Raw genomic sequence first — 23,522 nt, 5'->3', positions numbered from 1 at the left:
GCTCGGGCGTGGCCGACCACGCGGAAGGGGCGCACGGGAGACCGGATGCGTCGTCGCGCAACTGCCGTACGGCTGCGGTCCGGCGGCGGTCGCGGGGCGTTGCCAATTTGTGACGAGTACAGGGCATTGACGTTTCCGGGAAACGGAGTCCATCATCCTCGCCATGCAGTGTCAACGATGACATAAGTCAACGATGACACCTCGGGACGGCATGCTCCGATGCCGACCGCGCCGCTCGCAATCCCGCAGGAGTCGTTCATGCCTCGCACCGCTCGTCTGCCCATGTCCCTCCTCAGAGCCGCTGCGTGCACGGGCATCGCGGCCCTCACCCTGACGGCCTGCGGATCCGGCTCCGGATCGACTTCCGCCGGGACCGGTTCGGGCGACGTCAAGGTCGGTCTGATCACCAAGACCGACACCAATCCCTTCTTCGTGAAGATGAAGGAGGGCGCGGAGAAGTCCGCGAAGGCCGAGGGCGTCAAGCTCATGACCGCGGCCGGCAAGTTCGACGGCGACAACGCCGGTCAGGTCACGGCCATCGAGAACATGGTCGCCGCCGGGGTGAAGGGCATCCTGATCACCCCGAGCGACTCCAAGGCCATCGTGCCCGCGATCGCGAAGGCCCGCGCCAAGGGCGTCCTGGTCATCGCCCTGGACACCCCGACCGAGCCGGAGAGCGCGGTCGACGCCCTCTTCGCCACCGACAACCTCAAGGCCGGCGAGCTGATCGGCGAGTACGCCAAGGCGGTGATGAAGGGCAAGGCCGCAAAGATCGCCACCCTCGACCTCGCGCCGGGCGTGTCCGTCGGCGTCCAGCGGCACGACGGCTTCCTCAAGGGCTTCGGCATCGGCGCGAAGGACCCGGCGGTCGTCTGCTCCCAGGACACCGGAGGCGACCAGGCCAAGGGCCAGACGGCGATGGAGAACTGCCTCCAGAAGGAGCCCGGCATCAACGTCGTCTACACCATCAACGAACCGGCCGCGCTGGGCGCGTTCACCGCGCTCAAGGCCAAGGGCCGGGAGAAGGATGTCCTGATCGTCTCCGTCGACGGCGGCTGCACCGGGACCCAGGCCGTCAAGGACGGCAAGATCGCCGCCACCTCGCAGCAGTACCCGCTGAAGATGGCCGCCGAGGGCGTCAAGGCCGTCGTCACGTACGCCAAGGACGGCAAGAAGGCGTCCGGTTACACCGACACCGGCGTCACCCTGATCTCCGACAAGGCGCAGGCCGGGGTCACGTCCAAGGACACCGGCTATGGCCTGGAGAACTGCTGGGGCTGAGCCGGCCCCGAGGCGAGGACCGTACGACATCGTCTCTCCCCCCTCAGCGGGGCGGTCGCCCCCTCCTCCCCCCGACCGGGGACGGCCGCCCCCTCGTTCCCTTGTCCTCCGACGGGGACGGACAAGGACCTCTGTCTTCCGACAAGGACTTCGCATGACAGCCACGACCACGCCGTACGCCGAGCTCAAAGCACCGACCACGGCCCGCAGACTGCTCACGGCGCCGACCACCGGCCCCCTGGTCGCCCTCCTCCTAGCCTGCGCCTTCTTCTCCTTCTCGACCGACCAGTTCCTCACGGGCGGCAACTTCTCGCTGATCGTGCAGCAGGTCATGGTCGTCGGCACCCTCGCCATCGGGCAGACGCTGATCATCCTCACCGCGGGCATCGACCTGTCCTGCGGTGCCGTGATGGCCTTCGGCAGCATCGTCATCGCCAAGATGGCCGCCGAGGGCTCCCTGCCCCCGCTCGTCGCCATCGCCCTGGGTCTGGTCGTCTGCGGCGGCTTCGGCCTGCTCAACGGGCTGCTGGTGCAGAAGATCCCGCTGCCGCCGTTCATCGTCACCCTCGGCATGCTGAACGTCGCGTTCGCGCTGACCCACATCTACTCCGAGGAGCAGACGGTCACCAACCTGCCCGGCCCGCTGACGGACCTCGGCAAGACCTTCCCGCTCGGCCACACCGACATCACCTACGGCTCCCTGGTCACCATCGCCCTGTTCCTCCTCCTCGCCTACGCGCTGAGCAACACCAGCTGGGGCAGGCACGTCTACGCCCTGGGCAACAGCCAGGAAGCGGCCCGGCTGAACGGCATCCGCACCTCCCGGCTGACCATCGGCATCTACACCGTGGCGGGTCTGTTGTACGGTGTCGCCGCCCTGCTGCTCATCTCCCGCACCGGAGTCGGCGACCCCCAGGCGGGACAGACCGACAACCTCGACAGCATCACCGCCGTGGTCCTCGGCGGCACCAGCCTCTTCGGCGGACGCGGTTCGGTTCTGGGCACCTTCATCGGCGTCCTCATCGTCGGCGTCTTCCGCAACGGCCTGCAGCTCATGGGCGTCGCCTCCATCTACCAGACCCTGATCACCGGAATCCTGGTGATCCTCGCGGTGACCGTCGACCAGCTCTCCCGGAAGAAGGCCCGATGACCGCCACCTCCTCCCCCACCCCCGTGCTGCAGGCCCGCGGACTGGTCAAGCGCTACGGCCACGTCACCGCCATCGACGGCGCCGACTTCGACCTGCTGCCCGGCGAGGTCCTCGCCGTCATCGGCGACAACGGAGCCGGCAAGACCAGCCTGATCAAGGCACTCACGGGTGCTGTGGTCCCCGACGCGGGCGAGATACGTCTCAACGGCAGGCCCATCACTTTTTCCGGGCCGCAGAGCGCGCGCGCCCACGGCATCGAGACGGTCTATCAGGACCTCGCCGTGGCCGCCTCCATGGACATCGCCTCGAACGTGTTCCTCGGGCGCGAACTGCGCCGGCCCGGCGTCCTCGGCAGCGTCTTCCGCATGCTGGACAAGAAGCGCATGCGCCAGGAGGCCGCCGAGCACATGGCCGACCTGAAGATCGGCCTGCGCTCGCTGACGCAGTCGGTGGAGACGCTCTCCGGCGGGCAGCGGCAGGCCGTCGCGGTCGCCCGTTCCGTCGCCTGGGCCAGCAGCGTCGTCGTCATGGACGAACCCACGGCCGCCCTCGGCGTCAAGGAGTCGGGGCAGGTCCTGGACCTCATCCGCCGCGTCCGGGACAAGGGCATGCCGGTCGTCCTGATCAGCCACAACATGCCGCACGTCTTCGAGATCGCAGACCGGATCCACGTCCACCGACTGGGCCGGCGCGCTGCCGTGATCAAGCCCTCCGACTACTCCATGGCGGAGGTCGTCGCCATCATGACCGGCGCGCTCACCGTCGACGAGGCCGGAGATACTGTCGTAGCGGATTCCAAGGCGGCGAAGGCCGCGGGCGTCCAGGCCAACTGACGTACGACTGAAGCACTCACCGATTCCGGCCGAGGCCGCGGCCGGAACCGACGAGCACAGGAGACCGTTCCTCCATGGCAGCGAACCGCCGCCCCACCCTGGCAGACGTCGCCCGAGAAGTCGGCGTCAGCGCCAAGACCGTCTCCCGCGTCCTCAACGAGGACGGGCCCGCCTCCGCGCGGACCCGGGAACAGGTTCTCGCCGCCGTGGCCAAGCTCGGCTTCCAGCCCAACCTCATGGCCCGCAACATCCGCGTCGGCGGACCCGACACCACCATCGGACTGGTCATCCCCGACCTCGGCAACCCCTTCTTCGGAGCCGTGGCCAGCAGCATCGAGGACGCCGTCCGGGACCGCGGCCTGACCCTGCTCATGGGTTCCTCCGCGGACGATCCCGGCCGTGAACGCGCGCTGACGAACACGTTCCTCGCCCGCCGCATCAGCATCCTGATGGTCGTGCCGTCCGTCGGCGCCGACCACTCCCACCTCAAGAGCCACCGCGCCGCCGGCCTGCCCGTCGTCTTCCTGGACCGTCCGGGCTCGGGCCTGTCCACGGACAACGTGGTCAGCTCCAACCGCGCGGGCGCCCACGACGGCGTCGCCCACCTGATCGCCCACGGACACCGGCGCATCGGCTTCATCGGCGACCTTCCCACCAAGCTCTACACCCGCCGCGAGCGCCTGGCCGGATACCGCGCGGCTCTGGAGGAAGCCGGCCTCCCGCACGACCGTTCCCTGGTCACCAACGCCCATGACCGGCACGGGGCCTCCGCCGCCACGTCCCAGCTGCTGGGCCTGGAGGATCCCCCCACCGCCCTGTTCGCCGGCAACAACATCGTCGCCGAGGGCATCGTCACCGAACTCGCCCGCAGCGACCGGAAGGACGTCGCCGTCGTCGCCTTCGACGACGTGGCCCTCGCCGAGGCCCTCGAACCGGCCCTGACCGTCGTCGCCCAGAACGCCGGGGAAATCGGCAGAACGGCAGCGGCCACCGCCCTGGCCCGCCTGGACGGCGACCGCTCTCGTGCCCGCACCATCACCGTCCCCACCCGGCTGATCGTCCGGGGCTCGGGAGAGCGGCCGGCTCCGGCGCTGCAAGAGGCGTGACGGTGAAGTGGGTGCGCCCCCAGTGGGGGTCATCCGCACCAGTCGACCTCAAGGCCACCGGCTCCGCCGGATCCCCGATCGCGCCCGCGGCAACCGCATTCCCCCGACGGGTCGGCGGAATGGCGGTCTGCCGGCCGCGGGGCATGCTGGAGTTGCCAACCATTGAGTCCGCAGCAGGCCGAGGCGCCGCGGTGTGGGAGAACGGATGCCCCGGACCCGTCTGTGCGACGTGTTCGGCATCGAGGTGCCGGTGATCGGCGCTCCGTTCGGCCCGTTCGACTAGGTCGACCTGGCGGCGGCGGTCTGTGCGGCGGGCGGACTCGGCAGCCTGGGCACCGCCGTGCGCCCGCTGCCTGACGTTCGGGAACAGTGCGCTCGACTGCGGCAGTTGACGGACCGGCCCTTCGCCGTCAACCACACCATGCGCCCGCTGGAAGGAGACGGCGGCGGGCCGTGATTCAGGGTGGCCCGGAACGCGCGGTCCGGCACAGGGGCGGACCGGCGGCCCGGCAGACGGACGTGGGTGCCCGGCCGCCCGGCGTGCGGGCTCAGCTCTCGACCGGGGTGAGCACCACGAAGTCCGCGTTCCAGGGGTCGAGGCAGACGGCCAGCCGGCCGACGCCTTCCACGTCGTCCGGACCCATCTGCACGCTGCCGCCGTTCTCGGTGACCTCGGCTACCGCGGCATCGCAGTCGGTGACGTTGAAGACCGGGTGCCAGTACGGCCGCCCACTCGCCAGGGCGAGGTTCTCCTCGGGGACCTCCATCAGCCCGCCCTGCATGCGCTCCTCGGGAAGCCCGGCGGGCGTGACGAGGGTGTACGTGCCCCCGCCGCCCGGCAGCTCCATGTCACTGAACTGCCAGCCGAAAACACCGCCGTAGAACTCCTTCGCGGCCGCGGCGTCGCTCGTGTACAGCTCGGTCCAGGACAGCGAGCCCGGCTCGTCCGCCAGCTCGAAGCCCGTGTTCTTCCCCGGCTGCCAGACGGCGAACTGGCCCCCCGACGGGTCGCTGTACTGCGCCATCCGGCCCCAGTCGTCGAGGTCCCTCGGCGCCACCCGCACCGTGCCGCCCGCGCGCTCCACGGCCTGGGTCGTGGCGTCCGCGTCGGTGACGCTGTAGTAGATCATCCAGGCCGGGCGCGCGCCCTCCTCGGTGAGCTTGCCGAGCCCGGCGACGGTCTTGCCGTCCTTGCGGAACATCCCGCCTTCCATGTCCTCCCCCTCGCCCATGGACTCGTAATCCCAGCCGAGCACCGCGCCGTAGAAGGCCGCGGCCGCCGGGACATCGGGGATACCGAGGTCGAGCCAACAGGGGGAGCCGGGAGTGAGGTCAGTGGTGAGCACGGCGCTTCCCTTTCGCAGGTCGTGTGTCACATCAGCGTGACACCCGCCACTGACAATCGCGCGTCGGCCGCCGGCCGGTCCGATTCGCTCGTCCGTGACCTGGATGCGGCCGAATCGGCGGGTGAAGCGGGTGAAGCCTGAGCCGCCGTTCGCCGTGCGGGGCATGCATGAAGGTCCCGTCCGTACCGGCCGAGTCGGCGGACATGACGAGCTGGAGGCGAGTGATGAAGGAAAGAGCCGGTCAGGCCGGCGACACGATCCACAAGGTCCCGGTCCTGATCGTGGGCGGCTCCCTGGTGGGACTGTCGACCTCCCTGTTCCTTGGCCGCCTCGGTGTGCCGCACACGTTGGTGGAGCGCCACACGGGCACCTCCATCCACCCCCGGGGCCGCGGCAACAACGTCCGCACGATGGAGTTGTTCCGGGTGGCCGGCGCGGAGCCGGCGATCCATGAGGCCGCGGCCACGCTGGCCGACAACCACGGCATCCTGCAGACTCCCACGCTGGTCGGCGACGAGGGCGAGTGGCTGTTCCGGGACATCGACCCCGGCGGCGGGCTGGCCCGGTTCAGCCCGAGTGCGTGGTGTCTGTGCAGCCAGAACGACCTGGAGCCGGTCCTGCTCGACCACGCCGGGGGGCTCGGCGGCGACCTGCGGTTCGCCACCGAACTGCTCTCGTTCGACAGCGATGCCACCGGTGTCACCGCGGTGGTCAAGAGCCGGGAGACCGGCGAGCACACCACCATCCGCGCGGACTATCTGGTCGCCGCCGACGGTCCTCGCAGTCCCGTGCGGGAACAACTCGGCATCGGTCACAGCGGCCCCGGCGACCTGTTCCACAACGTCAGTGTCACCTTCCGCTCACCTCGGCTGGCCGAGGTGGTGGGGGATCGACGCTTCATCGTCTGCTATCTGACCGGCCCGGACGCCGACGGCGCGCTGCTGCCGGTGGACAACCGCGAGAACTGGGTCTTCCACGCCCCCTGGCACCCCGAACTCGGCGAAACGATGGAGGACTTCACCGACGAGCGCTGCGTCGACCACATCCGCCGGGCGGTCGGGGTCGCGGACCTCGACGTGCAGATCACCGGCAAGGCTCCCTGGCACGCCGCCCAACGTGTCGCACGGACCTACCGGGCAGGCCGTGTCTTCTTGGCCGGCGACTCGGCCCACGAGATGTCCCCCACCGGAGCCTTCGGCTCCAACACCGGTATCCAGGACGCGCACAACCTCGCCTGGAAGCTGGCCGCGGTCCTCGGCGGCTGGGCAGGGGAGGGGCTGCTCGACACCTACGACGCCGAACGACGCCCGGTGGCGGAGGCGACCAGCGCCCGTGCGGCCGCGCGGTCCGCCGAGCACAGCCACCCCGGATTCACTCCGCCGGCCGGCTCCGGCGGCGGGGGGCCTCAGCGCGGCATCCTCAACGTCGCCCTCGGCTATCGCTACCCGAACGGTGCCGTCGTCGGCACCGATCCCACCGGCGCGGTGGTCCCGGAGAAACTCGACCTGAGCGGGGAGCCCGGCAGCAGGGCACCCCATCTGTGGGTACGGCACCGGGGCGAGCGCGTCTCCACCCTCGACCTCTACGAACGATCCCTGGTCCTGCTCAGCGACGCCGGTGAGCCGAGCGGATGGCACGAGTCCGCCGCCCGCCTCGCACAACAGTTGTCCATCCCGCTGGTCTCGTACCGGGTGGGGGCCGGGCCCGATGCCGAACTGGCTCCCGAGGACGGTGCCGACTGGCTGGAACGCCACGGCATGACACCGGGCGGCGCCCTGCTCGTCCGGCCCGACGGATTCGTGGCCTGGCGATCCCCGGGTCCCGTCCCGGATGCCGAGTCGACACTGCGTCAGGTCCTGACGGCAACGCTGGATCTGACCTGACCGCACCGCAAAGTTCGATGAGCACATCTCGGCCGACAGCCATGCTGTCGGCCGACCCATTGGGTGTCCCGGAGCAAGTGGGCCGCGCCGCCGCAGATCGACCCGGTCACCCGGCCGAGTGGCTCGAGTGGTGGGATGCGGCGGTCTGGCTGACGGTGGATCACGTCATCGCCGGGTCCCGTCAGCTGACGAGGCGCCAGCTGCCCGGTCGTGGCGAAAGGACCCTCGAATGCGTTCGGCTCGCATCCTCCTGGCCACCGCGGCGGCCTCGGCCGTCCTCGCCGTCACCGCACCCGGCGCTCACGCGGCCGCGGGTGACTGGGACCACGACGACTCCTCCTACAGCAAGGAACACCACAAGGGGGGCAGCCACGACGGACCGCGCGGTGGCATGCACACGGGTGGCGGCGCGCTGGCCGCACCCGCCGTGACCGCGGGCGGTCTTGCGGTCCTGGCCGTCGCCGGAACCGGTCTGTACGCCGTGCGCCGCAAGAAGTCCCACGGCCTGGCCTGACCGATTCCGGACGCGACAGCAACGGCGGCCGCCACCGGCGCATCGTGCGGCGGCCGCCCCGGCCGGTTCTCGGCCCGTCCCGTCCGTCCTGCTCCCGGCCCTCAGTGAGGTGGTCTCCGATGGCATTCCCTCCTTCCTCCCCCACCGACGGCGAGCCGAGACCGACCGGCCAGGGCTCTCGCCGAGGCGTGCTGGTGCTGTGCGCCGTGGCTCTCCTGATCCTGGCGGTCGCCCTGATCGGCGGCCGGGACACGTCGTCCGGTACGTCCGGCACGTCCCGCCCGCCGCAGGCCCAGCAAGCCCCACAGACGCAGCAAGCCCCGCAGGCCTCACAGGCCCCGCAGGCCCCGCAGGCCCCGCAGGCCCCGCAGGCCCCGCAGACGCAACGAACCCCCCACACCCGGCAATCCCCGCAAGCCCCGGCGCCCGCGCCGCCTGCCGCACGCCCGGCGGGAAAACATCTGCCGCGATCCAAGCCGATGCGCCTGCTCATCCCGAAAATCTCCGTGAACGCGCCTTTCACGGACCTCGCCATCGGCCCCACGGGCCAGCTCGAAGCCCCGCCCCCCGACGACACCAACCTCGTCGGCTGGCACGCGAAGGGCCCCTCCCCCGGGGAGCCGGGCACCGCGATCATCGCCGGACACGTCGACACGGCGACCTCCGCCGCCGTCTTCGCCGACCTCGCTGAACTGGAGAAGGGCGACACCTTCCGTGTCGTGCGGGCCGACCGGCGCCAGGCGACCTTCGTGGTCGACAGCGTGGAGACGTTCGACAAGGACCACTTCCCCAACCGGCGGGTGTACGGCGACACGCGACAGGCCCAGGCCCGGCTCATCACCTGTGCGGGTGACTACGACCGCACGGTCGGGGACTACACGGACAACCTGGTGGTCTTCGCGCACCTCACGTGAGCTCGTTCCGCCTGGGTGCCGATCACTCACTTAGTCCATACGAATCGCGCGTCGGTCAGGACCTGATGAGGATCGACTCACGCTCACATCGGAGCGCCGCAACCGAAGGTCGCTGTTTCCCCGCGAAGGAGATGTGCCCCAGGATGACCACCACCTCCGCACCTGCCTCACAGCCGCTGACCCAGAAGGTGTCGCCGCGTGTCTCCCAGTCAGTCTTCGACGGCTCCAGGCTCCGGGTCGTCCTGTTGGTGGACGTCTACGACGGAGCCCAGCAGCAGTTCCTGGAGGCGTACGAGCAACTCTGCAACCAGGTCGCGTCCGTTCCCGGGCACGTCAGCGACCAGCTGTGCCAGTCGATCGAGAACCCCTCCCAATGGCTCATCACCAGTGAGTGGGAGAGCGCTCCGCCGTTCCTCACCTGGGTCAACAGCGAAGCCCACGTGCGGATGGTGGAGCCGCTGCACAGCTGCGTCCGGGACACCAGGTCGCTTCGCTTCAATGTCGTCCGTGAGACCGGCGGCCCGGCGGCGCACGCCGAGGCGGGCAAGCGCGGCCTGCAGGCGGCGCCCCGGATCGGTGACGGCGTGATCCGCCACGCGCTCACCTTCACGGTCAAGCCCGGCAGCGAGGCGACCGTGGCGGAGATCCTCGCCGGCTACGCCTCGCCCGAGCCGCGTGTCGACGACACCACCCGGCTGTGCCGCACCTCGCTCTTCATGCACGGCAACCGGGTGGTCCGGGCCATCGAGGTACGGGGCGACCTGCTCGCCGCGCTGCGCCATGTCGCCCGGCAGCCCGAGGTGCGGGCCGTCGAGGAGGCCATCAACCCGTATCTGGAGCAGGACCGGGACCTCGACAACCCCGAGTCCGCCCGGGTCTTCTTCACCCGGGCCGCGCTGCCCGCCGTACACCATGTGACGGCCGAGGAGGAGGACCCGGCGGCGGAACGGCACGCGTTGCACTACCCGGCCCGGCCCGGCTGCGGTCTGCGGCTGGCCGAGCTGCTCGCTCAGCAGGACGAGGCGGCGGCGGACGATCCGCGCAGCCCGGTCCTGCGCAGCACGATCTTCCAGCGCGACGACATCGTGGTGCGGCTGATCGACGTGCGTGGCGGCCTGGACGCGGGCGACCCCGTGCTGTTCCTCGGCCTTCCGGACCCAGGGCAGGTCGCCGAGCTGACGACGTTCCTGGACGGCGCCGCCGGTGCGGACACCTCCGCACCGAACGACGGCGACCTCAGGCACTTCCTCAAGCTCGCCCGCATGGAACTCGTCACCGACCGCCGCTCGCCCGACGCCTGACTCGCCCGGCCGCCGATCGCGGCGGCCGCGGCCCCCCTCTCGACTCAGCACACACGATCGGAGCAACGTCGTGACCAAACCCCGTCCCAGAATCGTGGATCTCAGCGAGGTCGAGCCCAACACCCGGCGCGGCGGCGATCTGCGCGCCATGCTCACCCCCACCACGGTCGGCTCCACCAGCGGTTTCATGGGCGTGGCCATCGTGCAGCCCGGCGACCGCATCGCCGAGCACTACCACCCGTACTCCGAGGAGTTCATCTACGTCGTCTGCGGGCGGCTGGAGGTGGACCTGGACGGCGAGCCCCACCCGCTGCAGCCCGAGCAGGGGCTCATGATCCCCACCCATATGCGGCACCGCTTCCGCAACGTCGGCAACGTGGAGGCCCGCATCGTCTTCCACCTCGGCCCCCTCGCACCGAGCCCGCCGCTCGGCCACGTCGACACCGAGGAGACCGACACCGTGCCGGTCGTGCGGGAGGAAGCCCACGCCGGTACGGGCCGGGCGGCCGAGCGACGTCAGGTGAGTTCATGACCAGGCGCGTGGCGGTCACCGGCATAGGCATCGTCGCCCCTGGTGGCATCGGCGTACCCGCGTTCTGGGACCTCTTGTCCCACGGACGCACCGCGACCCGGGGCATCACCTTCTTCGATCCGACCGGACTGCGTTCGCGGATCGCCGCCGAGTGCGACTTCGACGCGGCGGCCCACGGGCTGGAGGCGGAACAGATCGAACGATGCGACCGGTACATCCAGTTCGCCCTGGTCGCCGGCGACGAGGCGATACGGGACGCCGGCCTGGACCTCGCCCGGGAGAACCCCTGGCGGGTCGGGGTCTCCCTGGGCACCGCGGTCGGCGGCACCACCCGGTTGGAGCACGACTACGTCCTGGTCAGCCACGGCGGACAGCGCTGGGACGTGGACCACCGGGAGGCGGGCCCGCACCTGCACCGCGCGTTCTCGCCCAGCACGCTGGCCTCGACGGTGGCGGAGCGGGTGGGGGCACGCGGGCCGGTGCAGACCGTCTCCACGGGCTGCACCTCGGGGCTCGACGCGGTCGGGTACGCCTTCCACACGATCGAGGAGGGCAGGGCCGACGTGTGCGTCGCCGGCGCCTCGGACTCGCCGATCTCCCCCATCACCATGGCCTGCTTCGACGCGATCAAGGCCACCTCCCCGAACAACGACGACCCCGCCCACGCCTCGCGTCCCTTCGACGCCGACCGCAACGGGTTCGTCATGGGCGAGGGCGGCGCCGTACTTGTCCTGGAGGAGCTCGAACACGCCCGGGCCCGCGGCGCACAGGTGTACTGCGAGCTCAGCGGCTACGCGACCTTCGGCAACGCCTACCACATGACCGGTCTGACCAGCGAGGGCCTGGAGATGGCCCGGGCCGTCGAGGACGCCCTCGACCACGCCCGGCTCGCCCCCACCGCGATCGACTACGTCAACGCGCACGGGTCGGGCACCCAGCAGAACGACCGTCACGAGACCGCCGCGGTGAAACAGGCCCTGGGACAGCACGCCTACGACACACCCATGAGCTCCATCAAGTCCATGGTGGGCCACTCCCTGGGTGCGATCGGGGCGATCGAGGTCGTCGCCTGCGTACTGGCCCTGGCCCACCAGGTGGTACCGCCCACCGCGAACTACCAGACCCCGGACCCCGAGTGCGACCTGGACTACGTGCCGCGGGTCGCGCGCGAGCGGAGGCTGAAGAACGTGCTCTCCGTGGGCAGCGGGTTCGGCGGCTTCCAGTCCGCGGTGGTCCTGACCCGGCCGAGGGAGACGACACGATGAGCGAACCCCATCCACGGCGCGCAGCTGTCACCGGAATCGGTGTCATCGCGCCCAACGGGACCAGCACCGAGTCCTTCTGGAAGTCCACCCAGGAAGGCATCAGCGTCCTCGACCGGGTCACCCGCGAGGGCTGTGAGCACCTGCCGCTGCGGGTGGCCGGCGAGGTCCGGGACTTCGAGCCGTCGGCGGCGGTCGAGGAACGCTGCCTCGTCCAGACCGACCGGTTCACGCACTTCGCGATGGCCGCGGCCGACCTCGCGCTGGACGACGCCCGCCTCGGCCAGGCAGACACCGGTGACGCGCCGTTCTCCGTGGGCGTGGTCACCGCGGCCGGTTCCGGCGGCGGCGAGTTCGGCCAGCGGGAGCTGCAGCAGCTGTGGGGCAAGGGCAGTCGCTTCGTCGGCCCGTACCAGTCGATCGCCTGGTTCTACGCCGCCAGCACCGGCCAGATCTCCATCCGCCGTGGCTTCAAGGGGCCCTGCTCGGTCGTCGCCGCCGACGAGGCGGGCGGCCTGGACGCCCTCGCGCACGCGGCGCGTGCCGTGCGGCGTGGCACCGACGTGATCGTGGCCGGCTCGACCGAGGCACCGCTCGCCCCCTACTCGGTGGTGTGCCAGCTCGGCTACGCGGAGCTGAGCACCGCCGAGGACCCGTTGCGCGCCTACCGCCCGTTCACCGGCGGGGCCTGCGGGTTCGTGCCCGCCGAGGGCGGCGCCATGCTCGTCGTGGAGGAGGAGACCTCGGCCCGGGAGCGGGGCGCGCGCGTGCGGGCCACCCTTGCCGGGCACGCGGCGACCTTCACCGGGCCCTCGCGCTGGGAGCAGTCCCGGGAGGGACTCGCGCAGGCCATCCGCGGTGCGCTGGACGAGGCCGGCTGTGCCCCCGAGGAGATCGACGTGGTCTTCGCCGACGCCCTGGGCGTACCGGAGGCGGACCATGCGGAGGCGCTGGCGATCGCCGACGCCCTCGGCGCGCACGGCAGGAAGGTGCCGGTCACCGCGCCGAAGACCGGTATCGGCCGCGGCTACTGCGCGGCGCCCGTGCTGGACGTCGCGGCCGCGGTGCTGGCGATGGAGCACGGTCTGATCCCGCCCACCCCCAATGTTTTCGACATCTGCCATGACCTCGATCTGGTGACCGTCCGCGCCCGCGCCGCCGAGCCGCGCACGGCACTGGTCCTCAGCCGGGGGCTCATGGGCTCCAACTCGGCGCTGGTGCTGCGGCACGGCGCCGCCGACGCCTCGTAGCGAGGCGCCGCGGAACACATGGAGAGGAACCGCATGAGTACTGACCGCATCACAGTGGAAGAGCTGGCCGAGCTGATGAAGAAGGCGGCCGGAGTCACCGTCACCCCGGAAGAACTGGAGCAGCGCCGCGAGTCCGGCTTCGACGGCCTCGGCATCGACTCGCTCGGTCTGCTCGGCATCGTGGGCGAGCTGGAGAACCGGTACGGCACGCCGATGCCTCCCGACGCAGAGCGCTGCAAGACCCCCCGGCAGTTCCTCGATCTCGTCAACAGTGCCCTCCTGGCAGGAGCGTGACATGGCCGGACACACGCAGAACGAGATCACGATCGCCGCGCCGCTGGACCTGGTCTGGGACATGACCAACGACGTGGAGAACTGGCCGCGGTTGTTCTCCGAGTACGCCTCTGTCGAGATCCTGTCCCGGGAGGGGAACAGGACCACCTTCCGGCTGACCATGCACCCCGACGAGAACGGCACCGTGTGGAGCTGGGTCTCGGAACGGGAGACGGACCGCGACGCGCTCAGCGTCAAGGCCCGCCGCGTCGAGACCGGTCCCTTCGCCCACATGAACATCCGGTGGCAGTACGAGAAGGTGCCCGCCGGCACCCGGATGGTGTGGACGCAGGACTTCGCGATGAAGCCGGACGCACCGGTCGACGACGCCTGGATGACGGACAACATCAACCGGAACTCCAAAACCCAGATGGCCCTGATCCGGGACCGCATCGAGAAGGCCGCCGCCGAGCAGGGCTCCGCGCCGGGCCTGAGCGACTGAGCCGGACGGAGGACGGGATCATGCACCAGGCCCTGATCGTCGCCCGGATGGCTCCGGGGTCGGCCCCGGACATCGCCAAACTGTTCGAGGAGTCGGACCGGGGAGAGCTGCCGCACCTAGTGGGGGTCTCCCGGCGCAGTCTCTTCGAGTTCGGTGACGTGTACCTGCATCTCATCGAGTCCGAGCGGGACCCCGGGCCCGCCATCGCCAAGCTGGCCGGACACCCAGAGTTCCGCGACATCAGCGAGCGACTGTCGGCGTATGTCACGGCGTACGACCCGTCAACCTGGCGTTCGCCGAAGGACGCGATGGCGCACTGCTTCTACCGCTGGGAGCGGGACTCCACCGGCTGAACCGGCCCGCCCACGGCTGACCGGTCGCCGGGCCCGCGAGTGACGCGGGTCCGGCGACCGGTCTGTCGTGGGACGCCTGACGGGGTGATCAGCCGGGCACGGTGCAGTCGAACGCGTGCAGGTACGGGTTGACCGGGCGGACCTCGTCGATGACCAGACCGGCGTCGGTCAGCCGGCCGGTCATGCTCTCGGTGGTGTGCTTCGCCCCGCCCACGTTGAGGAGCAGCAACAGGTCCATGGCGGTGCTGAACCGCATGGACGGCGTGTCGTCGACCAGGTTCTCGATGGCCACGACCCGCGCCCCCGGTCCGCCCGCCTCGATGACGTTGCGCAGGGTGCGGGCGGTGCTCTCGTCGTCCCACTCCAGGATGTTCTTGATGACGTAGACGTCGGCCTTGACCGGGACGGCCACACGGACGTCGCCGGGCACGATGCGCACGCGGTCCGCGAGGTCTCCTCCCTGGCGCAGCCGTGGCACCGCGTTCTCGACCACGCGGGGCAGATCGAGCAGGGCGCCGTGCATCGAGGGGTACTTGTCCAGCAGGCTCGCCACCACATGCCCCTGGCCGCCGCCGATGTCGGCGACCGACGCGCTGCCCGACAGGTCGAGGAACGCCGCGACGTCCCGCGCCGACTGCTCGCTGGAGGTCGTCATGGCGCGGTTGAAGACCTCGGCCGACTCGGGAGCGTCCTCATTGAGGTAGGAGAAGAACTCCTTGCCGTACAGGTCCTCGACAACGTTCCGCCCCGTACGCACCGCCTCGTCCAGCCTCGGCCACACGTCCCAGGTCCACGGCTCGGTGCACCACAGCGAGATGTCGCGCAGGCTGTGCGGGTCGTCCTCGCGCAGCAGCCGGGACATGTCGGTGTGGGTGAACGTCCCGTCCGGCCGCTCGGCGAAGACGCCGTAGCAGGACAGGGCCCTCAACAGCCGTCGCAGCGGCCGGGGTTCGGCCTTCACCGCGGCCGCGAGGTCCTCCACGGTCATGGGGTCGTCGCCGAGAGCGTCGGCGACGCCCAGCCGGGCGGCCGCGCGGAGGGCGGCGGCGCACGCCGCCCCGAACACGAGTTCCCGCATCCGCATGGGCGGCGGTGGGGCGGTCTGTGCGGTCGTCATGTGCCGCCTTCCTTCCTTCTGGGCCTTGTTCTCGGGTCCACTTGGGTCGCGTCCGGGCGGATCAGCACAGTCCCTGGGGCTTGGACGCCCCACAGCGGTTGCCTTCGAACACGTTGTCCTTGCCGGTGTCCGTGTTGACGAGGTCGGCCGGGGAGTTGCCCTCCAGCCGGTTGTCGCTGATCCGGTTCCGCTCGCTGGTGGTGCCCACGAAGCTCTTGAACAGGACGATGCCGCCCGAGAGCGGGGAGGTGCCGACGTTGTCCGTGATCACGTTGCGTGTGACCAGGGTGTCCTCGGCGCCGGTCAGGACGATGCCCGAGCCCTGGAGGGCGTCCAGCCGGGCGGTCTTCGGGCAGGACTTGTTGTTGCGCGTGATGCGGTTGTCGCTCACGACCAGGTCACCGGCCCGCGGCTTGTTCTCGTCGCCGACGACGAACACCCCTGCGCAGTTGCCGGTGAGGTAGTTGTGGTCGACGACGAGGTTCCGCAGGCGCCGGACGGTCACGCCGATCCGGTTGCCCTCCAGCCGGTTGCCCTTGACCACCGTCCCCCGAGTGTCCGTGGCGCCCTGCTCCTCCGCGATGGTGTTGGCGAGGAAGAGGCCCGCATCGCCGTTGTCCCGGGCGGTGTTCTGGCGGAACGTCCCGTGGAGCGACCGCTCCTGGGCGATGCCCCACACCCCGTTCTTCACCGCCGTCACGTTCCGCACGGTCAGCCCGTCCGCCGCCGTGGCGAACACGCCGTTCTTGGCGAAACCGGACACGGTCAGGGAGGCCACGGTGACGCCCTCCACGTTGCGGTCCTTCGTCCCGGCCACGCAGATGCCGTTGCCGCCCGCGCCACAGCTGTCGGCGGCCTTCTTCGCGCTCGGTTCGATCACTGTGCCGCGGCCCACGCCGCGCAGGGTCAGCCCGGGCGTGCTCACTTTGACGCTCTCGCGGTAGGTGCCGGCAGTGACGAGGACGGTGTCGCCCGGTTCGGCGGCGTCCACCGCCTTCTGGATCGATCCCCCCGGGCGGACCACGTGGGTCTTGTGACCGGCCGCCGGCGGGGCGGCCCCGAGGAGCGCCCCGGCGACCACTACCGAGCACGCCAGGTACACAGCATTGCATTTCGTCATATTCTGGACACTATGCCCAGGCGTCCACGGACAGGGCGGATGGGCCGTCCGGCGGCGTGTCACACCTGCGGACAACCGTCATCGCCCGCACATCGAACCTGACGACCCATCACGCCTGCGGGCGGGACAGACGGACCATGTTCCAGGACATGGGCTCGAGGGCCGCGCGCAGGACTCCCCCGGTGACGCTCGTGCCGGTCGCGGTGTGCGGGGTGACGCGGTCGGGGTGGTGCGCGGTGTTGGTGGCCTCCGGGTCGCCGTTCGGCCAGGACCAGGTGCTCCGCGAGGACATGGGCGTCGACCCCGCGCAGGTCTATCTCCAGTGGCAGGGCGTCGGTCCGGCTGCGGTCGACGGCGAAAACGGTGACGTCGCCGGTCTCGTCGTCGGTCACCGCGGTACGGCTGGGTCGGCGGCGAGACGCCGCAGGAGGTCGTGAGTCGGCGGCCGCGCAGGTCGCCAAGGGGCTGACCGCGGTCAAGCTGAACCCCTGCGGACAGCTGGAGCCTCTCGACACGCCCGCCGCGATCCACGCCATCGTGGAACAGGTGGCCGCGGTGCGCGAGGCCATCGGCCCGGACCGCGACCTGGCGCTGGACTTCCACGGCCGCTTCAGCGGGGCGATGCCCCGTCGCGTCCTGCCGCTGCTGCAGCCGGTGCTGCCGGAGTTCACCCGGGACCTCGGCGCCGTGGTGCGCTCGACCTCGATCCCCATCGCCACCGGTGAACGGCTCTACTCCCGCCGGGACTTCCGGTCCGTGCTGGCGGACGGCATCGCCGTGGCACAGCCGGACATCAGCCACGCCGGAGGCATCTCCGAGACCCGACGCATCGCGGCGATGGCCGAGACGTACGACGTCCTGGTCGCTCCGCACTGCCCGCTCGGCCCGATCGCGCCGGCCGCCAGCCTCCAACTCGACTTCGCCGTCCCCAACTTCCTGATCCAGGAGCAGGCGCTCGGCATCGGGTACGGCGACAGCGGCGGGCTGCTGGACTCTCTCGTCGACACCGAGGCCTTCACGTTCCGCGACGGCTACATCGACCGCCTGACCGCACCCGGGCTCGGCATCACCATCGACGAGGACGCGGTCCGCGCCGCCGCCGAACGCGGACACCGCTGGCGCAACCCCCTGTGGCGCAACGCCGACGGCTCGCTGGCCTCCTGGTAGCGGCCGCCGCGGGTTTCCTGCTCGCAGAGGAGAGTCCACCGCCGCGGACTCCCTTTCCGTTCAGGCCTCGACGACCGGAGTGGGGCCCGACGCCGTCCTGTTGAAGCGTGGCAGGACGGCGGCGGCCGGGGCGAGCAGGGCGACGATGCCCATCTGCACGTATTCGACGCCGGCGAAGGCGTGGGCGATGTTGTGCGGCGCCAGGGCCAGGTAGAGGGTGCCGAGGGTGGCCACACCGAGGGCGAGGCCGCTCTGCTGCAGGGTGATCAGTACGCCGCTGCCGATGCCGGCCAGGTGGGTGGGAACGTCGGCGAGGACGCTGCGGAACAGGCCGGCGAACAGCATCGACTGCCCGGCACCGACCAGGGCGAGCGGTACGGCCATCGCCCACAGACTGACGTGCGGCCAGTTCCCGAGCAGGACCGCCACCAGCGAGACCAGTCCGGCGAGTTGAACGACGGCGCCGGCCGAAAGTGCCGCCCGGCCGAACCGGGTGATCACGCGGGGCGCCAGGAGGGAACCGGCGAGGAAGAGCAGGGCCATCGGCAGGATCGCCAGGCCGCTGTGCAGGGCGTCGGCATGCAGGCCGCTCTGGACGGTGAGGGCGAAGACGAACATGAACGCGCCGAAGCCGATGCTGAACGCGAACACCATGACCAGGCCGCGGGACATCGACGGCAGGCGCAGCAGGGACGGCGGCAGCAGCGGCACCTCGCCGCGCCGCTCGACGCGCTTCTCGACGGCGTAGGTGGCTGCGCCGAGGACGAGGGCGACGGCGAGCAGCAGCCAGGTCCACCAGGGCCAGCCCAGGGAGTGCCCCTCGGTCAGCGGGACCAGCAGGGCGGTCAGGGTGGCGGCGAAGAGCACGGTGCCGGGCAGGTCGACGCCGACCGGGTGGTGGGAGCGGGTGTCCGGGACGATCCGTGCCGCCACCAGGAGAACGACGGCCCCGATCGGGACGTTGACCAGGAAGATCGGCCGCCAGGAGGTGCCGGCCACATCGGCGCTGACCAGCAGGCCGCCCGCCAACTGGCCGACCACGGCGGCTATTCCGGAGGTGGCGCCGTACAGGGCGACGGCACGGGACTTGCGCTCCGCGTCGAGGACGTGGTGGAAGGTCGCCAGCACCTGGGGCACGAGGAGGGCGGCGGTGGCGCCCTGGACGATGCGGGCCGCGATCAGCGCGCCCACCGTCGGGGCGGCACCGCAGGCCAGCGAGGCCAGGACGAAGCCCGCGAGTGCACCGAGGAAGATCCGGCGACGGCCGAAGCGGTCGCCGAGCCGGCCGCCGAGGACGAGCAGGGTCGCGTACGCGACGCCGTACCCGGCGATGACGAGTTCCAGGGACGACGCCGAGGCGTACAGGGAGGCGCCGATGCTGGGCAGGGCCACGTTGGTGATGAAGAAGTCCATGATCGGCAGGAAGGCGCCGGCCAGCAGGATGCACACCCCGACCGGGTGCAGCCCGCCCGCGTGGGCCGTGGCCCGGGGCGAGAGCGTCGGCGCCTGCGCATGCCGGGAGGAGGTGGTTGTCGTCATGACGGCTCCCAGGAGAGGCAAGTGGTTATCACTACATAACTATGAGGTAATAACGAGTATGGACTCATAACCACTTTCCGGCAAGCCCGTACCCTGGGGCCGTGATGGAGGAGCAAGCGCACCCGACGAGCCCGACGGCCGGAGCGGACGACGGCCGGCGGTGGGCCGAGCTGGCCGACCTCGTGCTGATCATCAGCCGGGAGATCCAGTTCCGCGGATACACCGACGAGCGGGCCGTCCCGCTGTCCCCGTCCGAGGGCATGGTGATGCGCCACCTGCACCGCGAGCCCGCCGCTCCGCCCAGCCGCATCGCCGAGGCGACCGGGCTGCAGCGCACCAACCTCTCCACCGTCCTGGGCGGGCTGGAGCGCAAGGGCCTGGTCGAGCGACGCACGGATCCGGGCGACGGCCGCGGGGTGACCGTCCACCTCACCGAACACGGACGCGCCAACTACGCCCTGGTCCGCCGGGAATGGGCCGCGGCCGTCTCCGCGGCCGCCGGCCACGACACCGAACACCTCGACGCGGCCCTCACCCTGCTCGCCGCCGTGGAAGCCGGCCTGGCCAGGACGCGCCCACGCAATCGCGCCAAGCGTCCGCCATCAGGGACCTGACCTTCCGCCGGCGGCGGTCACCGGCGAAACGACCGCCGCGCGGCGCCCTGCGACCGCGCTGGAACCGGTCCTAGAACTGGTGCTTGAGGAACGAACCGGACCACGCCATCAGGTCGGACACGCACTGTCCGGCGGCGACGCACTTCTCCTCGTCGACGACGACCTTCATGGGACTCTCCTGAACGTTCAGTGTCAGTGGGTGGGGGCGGCGGCAGGGGCCTGGAGGGCGTCGACGACCTCCTGGCGGCGCAGTCGGGTCTGCTTGGGCATGTTCCAGCCGAGGACGCCGGTGACCGCGGGCGCCGAGCGGCCAGCAGGCGCCGACGGCACTGGCCGCCGATCGACAGGTGCAGGAAGCCAGGAATCTCGGTCGCCTTGTAGAGCTCGGACGCCCGCTCCTCGAAGCGCCGGATGCGGCGCATCCGGCGGTACATCTCCAGGAGCTGCTCCGCGTCCACGAAGCCGGTGCCGGTGCCAGTGGCGGTGCCGGTGCCGGTGCCGGTGGCGGTGCCGGTGCCGGTGCCGGTGGCGGTGCCGGTGCCGGTGCCGGTGCCAGTGGCGGATGCGGTGCGCTGCGGTGCCTGAGTCATGAGCGTCCTCGCTATGCTCGCGCGGGCGGCGTACCGCCTGCGTCCGTCTTTTTAATGTACCGTTTGGTCTAGCAAACTTGGGTGACGTCAGCGGGGAGAGCAGCCATGCCACGACCACCGGGTCACGGACCGGACTTCGAGGTCAGGCGCCAGAAGATCATCGACACGGCCGCCGAGCTGTTCGCCCGCCAGGGCTACGCGGCGACCTCCGTCAACGACCTGGGCCGCGCGGTCGGGCTCGCCAAGGGAGCGCTGTACTACTACATCGGCTCCAAGGAAAACCTGCTGATCGAGATCCAGTCCCGGGTGATGGCGCCGCTGCTCGCCCGTGCCCGGCAGATCGCGGGCCTGGACGAGGAGCCGCTGCTGCGGCTGCGGCTGCTGTCGGAGTCGCTGCTCACGATCATCTACCGCCGGCTCGACCACATCTGGGTCTACGAGCACGACTACCGCAGCCTCACCGGCGACTACCTGCACACCCTGCTGCGCCAGCGCTCCGACTTCGAGCAGCTGGTCACGGGCCTGCTCACGGAGGCCGTCGAGGAGGGCACCTTCCGCGCGGTCGAACCGCGCCTGGCCACCCTGCAGTTCCTCAATCTGCACAACCACACCTACCAGTGGGTCAAGCCGGAGGGCCGCTGGAGCGCCGCGGACCTGTCGCGGGAGTACTGCTCGACCCTGTTCCGCGGGTTCGCGGCTCCCGGCGCGGTCCTGCCGGACGTCGAGGAGCAGGCCACGCGGTTCAAGCGCGACCGGACCGACCTGCCGCTCGACCCCGAGGCTGTGTGGGAGCCGGCCTCGCTGGCGAGCTGACCTTCGGCGGCAGGCCGACGAAGGAGGGCCCGCGGTGCGCTGCGGGCCCTCACGCACGTCACGCCTCCCGGTTCGTCACCGGGACCACGCTCACCGTGGACGGCGGGTGGACGGCCTGGTGACCGGGGGGCCTGGGAGGGGGCTCAGCCGGTGTGGTAGAGGGTGGTGAGGAGTTCGATCACGGCCGGGGTGGCCGGGTGGGTGTCGCCGCGCCACCAGGCCAGGCGTACGGCGATGTGCTCGGCGTCGCGGACCGGCCGGTAGACGATGCCGGGGCGCGGGTACTGGTGGGCGGTGGACTCCGCGGTCACGCCGACGCCCCGGCCGGTGGAGATCACGGTGAGCCAGTCGTCGATGTCGTGGGTCTCCTCGGTCTCGGGGCGGGCGTCCGGCGGCCACAGTTCGGCAGTCGTGGTGCCGGTCCGCCGGTCGATGAGCAGGGTGCGTCCGGCGATGTCGGCGAGCCGGACGGAGCGGCGCCTGGCCAGGGGATCGTCGGCGGCCAGTGCGCACAGCCGTCGCTCCAGCCCGACGAGGGCGGAGTCGAACCGCCGGTCGTCCACCGGCCTGCGCACCACCGCGAGATCGCAGGCGCCCTCCGCGAGACCGGCGGTGCCGGAGTTGACGCGCACCAGGTGCAGGTCGGTCCCGGGGTGGGCCTGGGCCCAGCGGCGCTGGAAGGCGGGGGTGTGGCGGCCGAGCGCCGACCATGCGTAGCCGATCCGCAGCCGGGTGTGCCCCGAGGCGGCCTCCCGGACCAGGTCGTCGACCTCGCCGAGCACCCGCCGGGCCTGCGCCACCGTCCTCAGACCGGTCGCGGTCGGCGTCACCTCGCGGGAGGTGCGGCGCAACAGCCGTACGCCCAGGGCCCGTTCGAGCGAGGCCAGCGAGCGGGAGACGGCCGCCTGGGAGACGCCGAGCGCGATGGCCGCGTCGGTGAAGCTGCCCTCGTCGACGATCGCGACGAGACAGCGCAACTGGCGTAGCTCCACATCCATGCATCCTGCTGCTTCCATGCGTCCAGCGTATAGATCGCGGCGCGGGCGCATTTTGCGTATGTGGCGTACGGCCGCACGATCGGCGCATGCGAGCCGCACGCGCCTCAGCGACCGTGAGCACCACCACCACCGCCCCTGTCCCGGAGCCCGCCCGCGAGCGGCTCGCCGGTGTCGCCACGATGGTCGGCAGCGGTCTGTCCAACCAGACCGGCGCCGCGCTCGGTTCCCTCGCCTTCCCGGTGCTGGGACCGGTCGGGGTCGTCGCGGTGCGCCAGTACGTCGCCGCGCTCGTCCTGCTGGTCGTCGACCGGCCGCGACTACGGGCCTTCACCTGGCGGCAGTGGTGGCCTGTGCTGCTGCTCGCCGTGGTGTTCGGAACGATGAACCTGTCCCTGTACAGCGCCATCGACCGCATCGGCCTGGGGCTCGCGGTCACCCTGGAGTTCCTCGGGCCGCTCGCCGTGGCCCTGGCCGCGACGCGCCGCCGCGTGGACCTGTGCTGTGCGCTGGTCGCGGCGGCGGGCGTGGTCACGCTGATGCGTCCGCGGCCGTCGGCCGACTACGTCGGGATGGGCCTGGGGCTGCTCGCCGCCGTCTGCTGGGCGTCGTACATCCTGCTCAACCGCACGGTCGGCCGGCGCGTCCCCGGCGCCCAGGGCTCCGCCGCGGCCGCCGGTGTGTCCGCCCTGCTGTTCCTGCCGGTCGGTGTCGTGCTCGTGCTGCGGCAACCGCCGACCCCGGAGGCAGTCGGATACGCGGTCGCCGCCGGGGTGCTGTCCTCGGCGGTGCCGTACCTCGCGGACCTGTTCACGCTGCGCCATGTCCCGGCCCAGGCCTTCGGGTTGTTCATGAGCGTCAACCCGGTTCTCGCCGCCGTCGTGGGGTGGATGGGGCTCGGCCAGAACCTGGGCTGGGCGGAGTGGGCGAGCATCGGCGGGATCGTCGCCGCGAACACGCTGAGCATCGCCACGCGTCGCCCCCGTGTAAAGCGCACGTGACGAAACCGTTGACGGGGGCATACCTTCCACTTATCTTCTGACCGAATTTACGAACGACGTTCGAAA

At 71.0% G+C, this 23,522-nt stretch carries 27 protein-coding genes; 19 read left to right on the top strand and 8 right to left on the bottom strand.

The annotated features are described in order from the left end of the window. The first annotated feature begins 258 nt into the window (after positions 1-258). The 5 genes from ACFYO2_RS13920 to ACFYO2_RS13900 all read left to right on the top strand — a co-directional run bounded on the left by ACFYO2_RS13920 (position 259) and on the right by ACFYO2_RS13900 (position 4,827). Positions 259-1,281, top strand: coding sequence for a sugar ABC transporter substrate-binding protein (locus ACFYO2_RS13920; protein ID WP_388348167.1), 1,023 nt, complete (start codon positions 259-261; stop codon positions 1,279-1,281). Between the two features lie 154 nt (positions 1,282-1,435). Next, positions 1,436-2,431, top strand: a complete 996-nt coding sequence (locus ACFYO2_RS13915; RefSeq protein ID WP_388348165.1) for an ABC transporter permease — start codon at positions 1,436-1,438, stop codon at positions 2,429-2,431. Further along, positions 2,428-3,264 carry an ATP-binding cassette domain-containing protein gene (locus tag ACFYO2_RS13910; RefSeq protein WP_388348163.1) on the top strand — a complete coding sequence of 279 codons (837 nt, stop codon included), beginning with the start codon at positions 2,428-2,430 and terminating at the stop codon, positions 3,262-3,264. Before ACFYO2_RS13915 ends, ACFYO2_RS13910 begins: the two co-directional genes overlap by 4 nt. Before the next feature lie 74 nt (positions 3,265-3,338). Next, the gene (locus tag ACFYO2_RS13905) at positions 3,339-4,370 is read left to right on the top strand and encodes a LacI family DNA-binding transcriptional regulator (RefSeq protein ID WP_388348161.1); all 1,032 of its coding nucleotides are present in this window, start codon (positions 3,339-3,341) and stop codon (positions 4,368-4,370) included. A gap of 289 nt (positions 4,371-4,659) precedes the next feature. Next, positions 4,660-4,827, top strand: coding sequence for a nitronate monooxygenase (locus ACFYO2_RS13900; protein WP_388348614.1), 168 nt, complete (start codon positions 4,660-4,662; stop codon positions 4,825-4,827). 91 nt (positions 4,828-4,918) lie between these two features. Here ACFYO2_RS13900 and ACFYO2_RS13895 read toward each other — a convergent pair whose 3' ends face one another. Next, complete coding sequence (locus ACFYO2_RS13895; protein ID WP_388348159.1) at positions 4,919-5,716, bottom strand: VOC family protein; 798 nt, start codon at positions 5,714-5,716, stop codon at positions 4,919-4,921. A 224-nt stretch (positions 5,717-5,940) separates the two neighbouring features. Between ACFYO2_RS13895 and ACFYO2_RS13890 the strand changes: the two genes are divergently transcribed. The 10 genes from ACFYO2_RS13890 to ACFYO2_RS13845 all read left to right on the top strand — a co-directional run bounded on the left by ACFYO2_RS13890 (position 5,941) and on the right by ACFYO2_RS13845 (position 14,500). After that, positions 5,941-7,599: an FAD-dependent oxidoreductase gene (locus tag ACFYO2_RS13890; protein ID WP_388348157.1), complete on the top strand. Its 1,659-nt coding sequence runs from the start codon at positions 5,941-5,943 to the stop codon at positions 7,597-7,599. Positions 7,600-7,828: 229 nt separating this feature from the next. Next, entirely contained in the window at positions 7,829-8,113 is a 285-nt protein-coding gene (locus ACFYO2_RS13885) for a hypothetical protein (protein ID WP_388348155.1), read from the top strand. A gap of 119 nt (positions 8,114-8,232) precedes the next feature. After that, entirely contained in the window at positions 8,233-9,027 is a 795-nt protein-coding gene (locus ACFYO2_RS13880) for a class F sortase (protein ID WP_388348153.1), read from the top strand. A gap of 143 nt (positions 9,028-9,170) precedes the next feature. Then, complete coding sequence (locus ACFYO2_RS13875) at positions 9,171-10,328, top strand: SchA/CurD-like domain-containing protein (protein WP_388348151.1); 1,158 nt, start codon at positions 9,171-9,173, stop codon at positions 10,326-10,328. A 70-nt stretch (positions 10,329-10,398) separates the two neighbouring features. Then, positions 10,399-10,860, top strand: coding sequence for a cupin domain-containing protein (locus ACFYO2_RS13870; RefSeq protein ID WP_388348149.1), 462 nt, complete (start codon positions 10,399-10,401; stop codon positions 10,858-10,860). Further along, positions 10,857-12,125, top strand: a complete 1,269-nt coding sequence (locus ACFYO2_RS13865; RefSeq protein ID WP_388348147.1) for a beta-ketoacyl-[acyl-carrier-protein] synthase family protein — start codon at positions 10,857-10,859, stop codon at positions 12,123-12,125. The genes ACFYO2_RS13870 and ACFYO2_RS13865 overlap by 4 nt, the downstream gene beginning before the upstream one ends. Further along, positions 12,122-13,372 (top strand): ketosynthase chain-length factor, encoded by a 1,251-nt coding sequence (locus ACFYO2_RS13860; protein ID WP_388348145.1) that lies wholly within the window; start codon positions 12,122-12,124, stop codon positions 13,370-13,372. Before ACFYO2_RS13865 ends, ACFYO2_RS13860 begins: the two co-directional genes overlap by 4 nt. 33 nt (positions 13,373-13,405) lie before the next feature. Further along, on the top strand, positions 13,406-13,666 hold the full coding sequence (locus ACFYO2_RS13855; RefSeq protein WP_388348143.1) for an acyl carrier protein: 261 nt from the start codon (positions 13,406-13,408) through the stop codon (positions 13,664-13,666). 1 nt (position 13,667) lies between these two features. Beyond that, complete coding sequence (locus ACFYO2_RS13850) at positions 13,668-14,147, top strand: SRPBCC family protein (protein ID WP_388348141.1); 480 nt, start codon at positions 13,668-13,670, stop codon at positions 14,145-14,147. Positions 14,148-14,167: 20 nt separating this feature from the next. Next, positions 14,168-14,500 carry a TcmI family type II polyketide cyclase gene (locus tag ACFYO2_RS13845; protein ID WP_388348139.1) on the top strand — a complete coding sequence of 111 codons (333 nt, stop codon included), beginning with the start codon at positions 14,168-14,170 and terminating at the stop codon, positions 14,498-14,500. Between the two features lie 88 nt (positions 14,501-14,588). On the opposite strand, the gene ACFYO2_RS13840 is transcribed toward ACFYO2_RS13845, so the two are convergent. The 3 genes from ACFYO2_RS13840 to ACFYO2_RS13830 form a co-directional block, all read right to left on the bottom strand. Continuing rightward, the gene (locus ACFYO2_RS13840) at positions 14,589-15,617 is read right to left on the bottom strand and encodes a methyltransferase (protein ID WP_388348137.1); all 1,029 of its coding nucleotides are present in this window, start codon (positions 15,615-15,617) and stop codon (positions 14,589-14,591) included. A 61-nt stretch (positions 15,618-15,678) separates the two neighbouring features. Continuing rightward, the gene (locus ACFYO2_RS13835) at positions 15,679-16,737 is read right to left on the bottom strand and encodes a nitrous oxide reductase family maturation protein NosD (protein WP_388348135.1); all 1,059 of its coding nucleotides are present in this window, start codon (positions 16,735-16,737) and stop codon (positions 15,679-15,681) included. 109 nt (positions 16,738-16,846) lie between these two features. After that, positions 16,847-17,029, bottom strand: coding sequence for a hypothetical protein (locus tag ACFYO2_RS13830; protein ID WP_388348133.1), 183 nt, complete (start codon positions 17,027-17,029; stop codon positions 16,847-16,849). A 71-nt stretch (positions 17,030-17,100) separates the two neighbouring features. Between ACFYO2_RS13830 and ACFYO2_RS13825 the strand changes: the two genes are divergently transcribed. After that, positions 17,101-17,904, top strand: a complete 804-nt coding sequence (locus ACFYO2_RS13825; protein ID WP_388348131.1) for an enolase C-terminal domain-like protein — start codon at positions 17,101-17,103, stop codon at positions 17,902-17,904. Between the two features lie 60 nt (positions 17,905-17,964). Here ACFYO2_RS13825 and ACFYO2_RS13820 read toward each other — a convergent pair whose 3' ends face one another. After that, on the bottom strand, positions 17,965-19,443 hold the full coding sequence (locus tag ACFYO2_RS13820) for an MFS transporter (protein WP_388348129.1): 1,479 nt from the start codon (positions 19,441-19,443) through the stop codon (positions 17,965-17,967). Between the two features lie 104 nt (positions 19,444-19,547). On the opposite strand from ACFYO2_RS13820, the gene ACFYO2_RS13815 reads away from it, so the two are divergent. Next, positions 19,548-20,057 (top strand): MarR family winged helix-turn-helix transcriptional regulator, encoded by a 510-nt coding sequence (locus tag ACFYO2_RS13815; protein WP_388348612.1) that lies wholly within the window; start codon positions 19,548-19,550, stop codon positions 20,055-20,057. A gap of 70 nt (positions 20,058-20,127) precedes the next feature. Here the strand turns inward: ACFYO2_RS13815 and ACFYO2_RS13810 are convergent, their stop codons facing one another. Further along, the gene (locus ACFYO2_RS13810; RefSeq protein ID WP_388348127.1) at positions 20,128-20,226 is read right to left on the bottom strand and encodes a ferredoxin; all 99 of its coding nucleotides are present in this window, start codon (positions 20,224-20,226) and stop codon (positions 20,128-20,130) included. 23 nt (positions 20,227-20,249) lie between these two features. After that, entirely contained in the window at positions 20,250-20,387 is a 138-nt protein-coding gene (locus tag ACFYO2_RS13805) for a hypothetical protein (RefSeq protein WP_388348125.1), read from the bottom strand. 365 nt (positions 20,388-20,752) lie between these two features. On the opposite strand from ACFYO2_RS13805, the gene ACFYO2_RS13800 reads away from it, so the two are divergent. Continuing rightward, the gene (locus ACFYO2_RS13800) at positions 20,753-21,460 is read left to right on the top strand and encodes a TetR/AcrR family transcriptional regulator (RefSeq protein ID WP_388348123.1); all 708 of its coding nucleotides are present in this window, start codon (positions 20,753-20,755) and stop codon (positions 21,458-21,460) included. A gap of 143 nt (positions 21,461-21,603) precedes the next feature. On the opposite strand, the gene ACFYO2_RS13795 is transcribed toward ACFYO2_RS13800, so the two are convergent. After that, positions 21,604-22,458, bottom strand: coding sequence for a LysR family transcriptional regulator (locus ACFYO2_RS13795; protein ID WP_388348610.1), 855 nt, complete (start codon positions 22,456-22,458; stop codon positions 21,604-21,606). An 86-nt stretch (positions 22,459-22,544) separates the two neighbouring features. Here ACFYO2_RS13795 and ACFYO2_RS13790 point away from each other — a divergent pair, with 86 nt between their 5' ends. Further along, positions 22,545-23,456 carry a DMT family transporter gene (locus ACFYO2_RS13790; protein ID WP_388348121.1) on the top strand — a complete coding sequence of 304 codons (912 nt, stop codon included), beginning with the start codon at positions 22,545-22,547 and terminating at the stop codon, positions 23,454-23,456. The last annotated feature ends 66 nt before the right edge of the window (positions 23,457-23,522 follow it).

This window comes from Streptomyces sp. NPDC006602, assembly GCF_042870385.1.
In the GTDB taxonomy this organism is placed as follows: domain Bacteria; phylum Actinomycetota; class Actinomycetes; order Streptomycetales; family Streptomycetaceae; genus Streptomyces.
This window is presented reverse-complemented; position numbering and strand designations above follow the sequence as displayed.

Excerpts from the sequence above, each read along its gene's own strand:
- ACFYO2_RS13830 (WP_388348133.1), bottom strand. The coding sequence starts at position 17,029 with ATGTCCTCGCGGAGCACCTGGTCCTGGCCGAACGGCGACCCGGAGGCC.
- ACFYO2_RS13795 (WP_388348610.1), bottom strand. The coding sequence starts at position 22,458 with ATGGATGTGGAGCTACGCCAGTTGCGCTGTCTCGTCGCGATCGTCGAC.
- ACFYO2_RS13885 (WP_388348155.1), top strand. The coding sequence starts at position 7,829 with ATGCGTTCGGCTCGCATCCTCCTGGCCACCGCGGCGGCCTCGGCCGTC.
- ACFYO2_RS13810 (WP_388348127.1), bottom strand. The coding sequence starts at position 20,226 with ATGAAGGTCGTCGTCGACGAGGAGAAGTGCGTCGCCGCCGGACAGTGC.
- ACFYO2_RS13790 (WP_388348121.1), top strand. The coding sequence starts at position 22,545 with ATGCGAGCCGCACGCGCCTCAGCGACCGTGAGCACCACCACCACCGCC.
- ACFYO2_RS13880 (WP_388348153.1), top strand. The coding sequence starts at position 8,233 with ATGGCATTCCCTCCTTCCTCCCCCACCGACGGCGAGCCGAGACCGACC.
- ACFYO2_RS13815 (WP_388348612.1), top strand. The coding sequence starts at position 19,548 with ATGGAGGAGCAAGCGCACCCGACGAGCCCGACGGCCGGAGCGGACGAC.
- ACFYO2_RS13850 (WP_388348141.1), top strand. The coding sequence starts at position 13,668 with ATGGCCGGACACACGCAGAACGAGATCACGATCGCCGCGCCGCTGGAC.
- ACFYO2_RS13920 (WP_388348167.1), top strand. The coding sequence starts at position 259 with ATGCCTCGCACCGCTCGTCTGCCCATGTCCCTCCTCAGAGCCGCTGCG.
- ACFYO2_RS13835 (WP_388348135.1), bottom strand. The coding sequence starts at position 16,737 with ATGACGAAATGCAATGCTGTGTACCTGGCGTGCTCGGTAGTGGTCGCC.
- ACFYO2_RS13905 (WP_388348161.1), top strand. The coding sequence starts at position 3,339 with ATGGCAGCGAACCGCCGCCCCACCCTGGCAGACGTCGCCCGAGAAGTC.
- ACFYO2_RS13800 (WP_388348123.1), top strand. The coding sequence starts at position 20,753 with ATGCCACGACCACCGGGTCACGGACCGGACTTCGAGGTCAGGCGCCAG.
- ACFYO2_RS13915 (WP_388348165.1), top strand. The coding sequence starts at position 1,436 with ATGACAGCCACGACCACGCCGTACGCCGAGCTCAAAGCACCGACCACG.
- ACFYO2_RS13890 (WP_388348157.1), top strand. The coding sequence starts at position 5,941 with ATGAAGGAAAGAGCCGGTCAGGCCGGCGACACGATCCACAAGGTCCCG.
- ACFYO2_RS13855 (WP_388348143.1), top strand. The coding sequence starts at position 13,406 with ATGAGTACTGACCGCATCACAGTGGAAGAGCTGGCCGAGCTGATGAAG.
- ACFYO2_RS13910 (WP_388348163.1), top strand. The coding sequence starts at position 2,428 with ATGACCGCCACCTCCTCCCCCACCCCCGTGCTGCAGGCCCGCGGACTG.
- ACFYO2_RS13840 (WP_388348137.1), bottom strand. The coding sequence starts at position 15,617 with ATGACGACCGCACAGACCGCCCCACCGCCGCCCATGCGGATGCGGGAA.
- ACFYO2_RS13865 (WP_388348147.1), top strand. The coding sequence starts at position 10,857 with ATGACCAGGCGCGTGGCGGTCACCGGCATAGGCATCGTCGCCCCTGGT.
- ACFYO2_RS13875 (WP_388348151.1), top strand. The coding sequence starts at position 9,171 with ATGACCACCACCTCCGCACCTGCCTCACAGCCGCTGACCCAGAAGGTG.
- ACFYO2_RS13845 (WP_388348139.1), top strand. The coding sequence starts at position 14,168 with ATGCACCAGGCCCTGATCGTCGCCCGGATGGCTCCGGGGTCGGCCCCG.
- ACFYO2_RS13820 (WP_388348129.1), bottom strand. The coding sequence starts at position 19,443 with ATGACGACAACCACCTCCTCCCGGCATGCGCAGGCGCCGACGCTCTCG.
- ACFYO2_RS13860 (WP_388348145.1), top strand. The coding sequence starts at position 12,122 with ATGAGCGAACCCCATCCACGGCGCGCAGCTGTCACCGGAATCGGTGTC.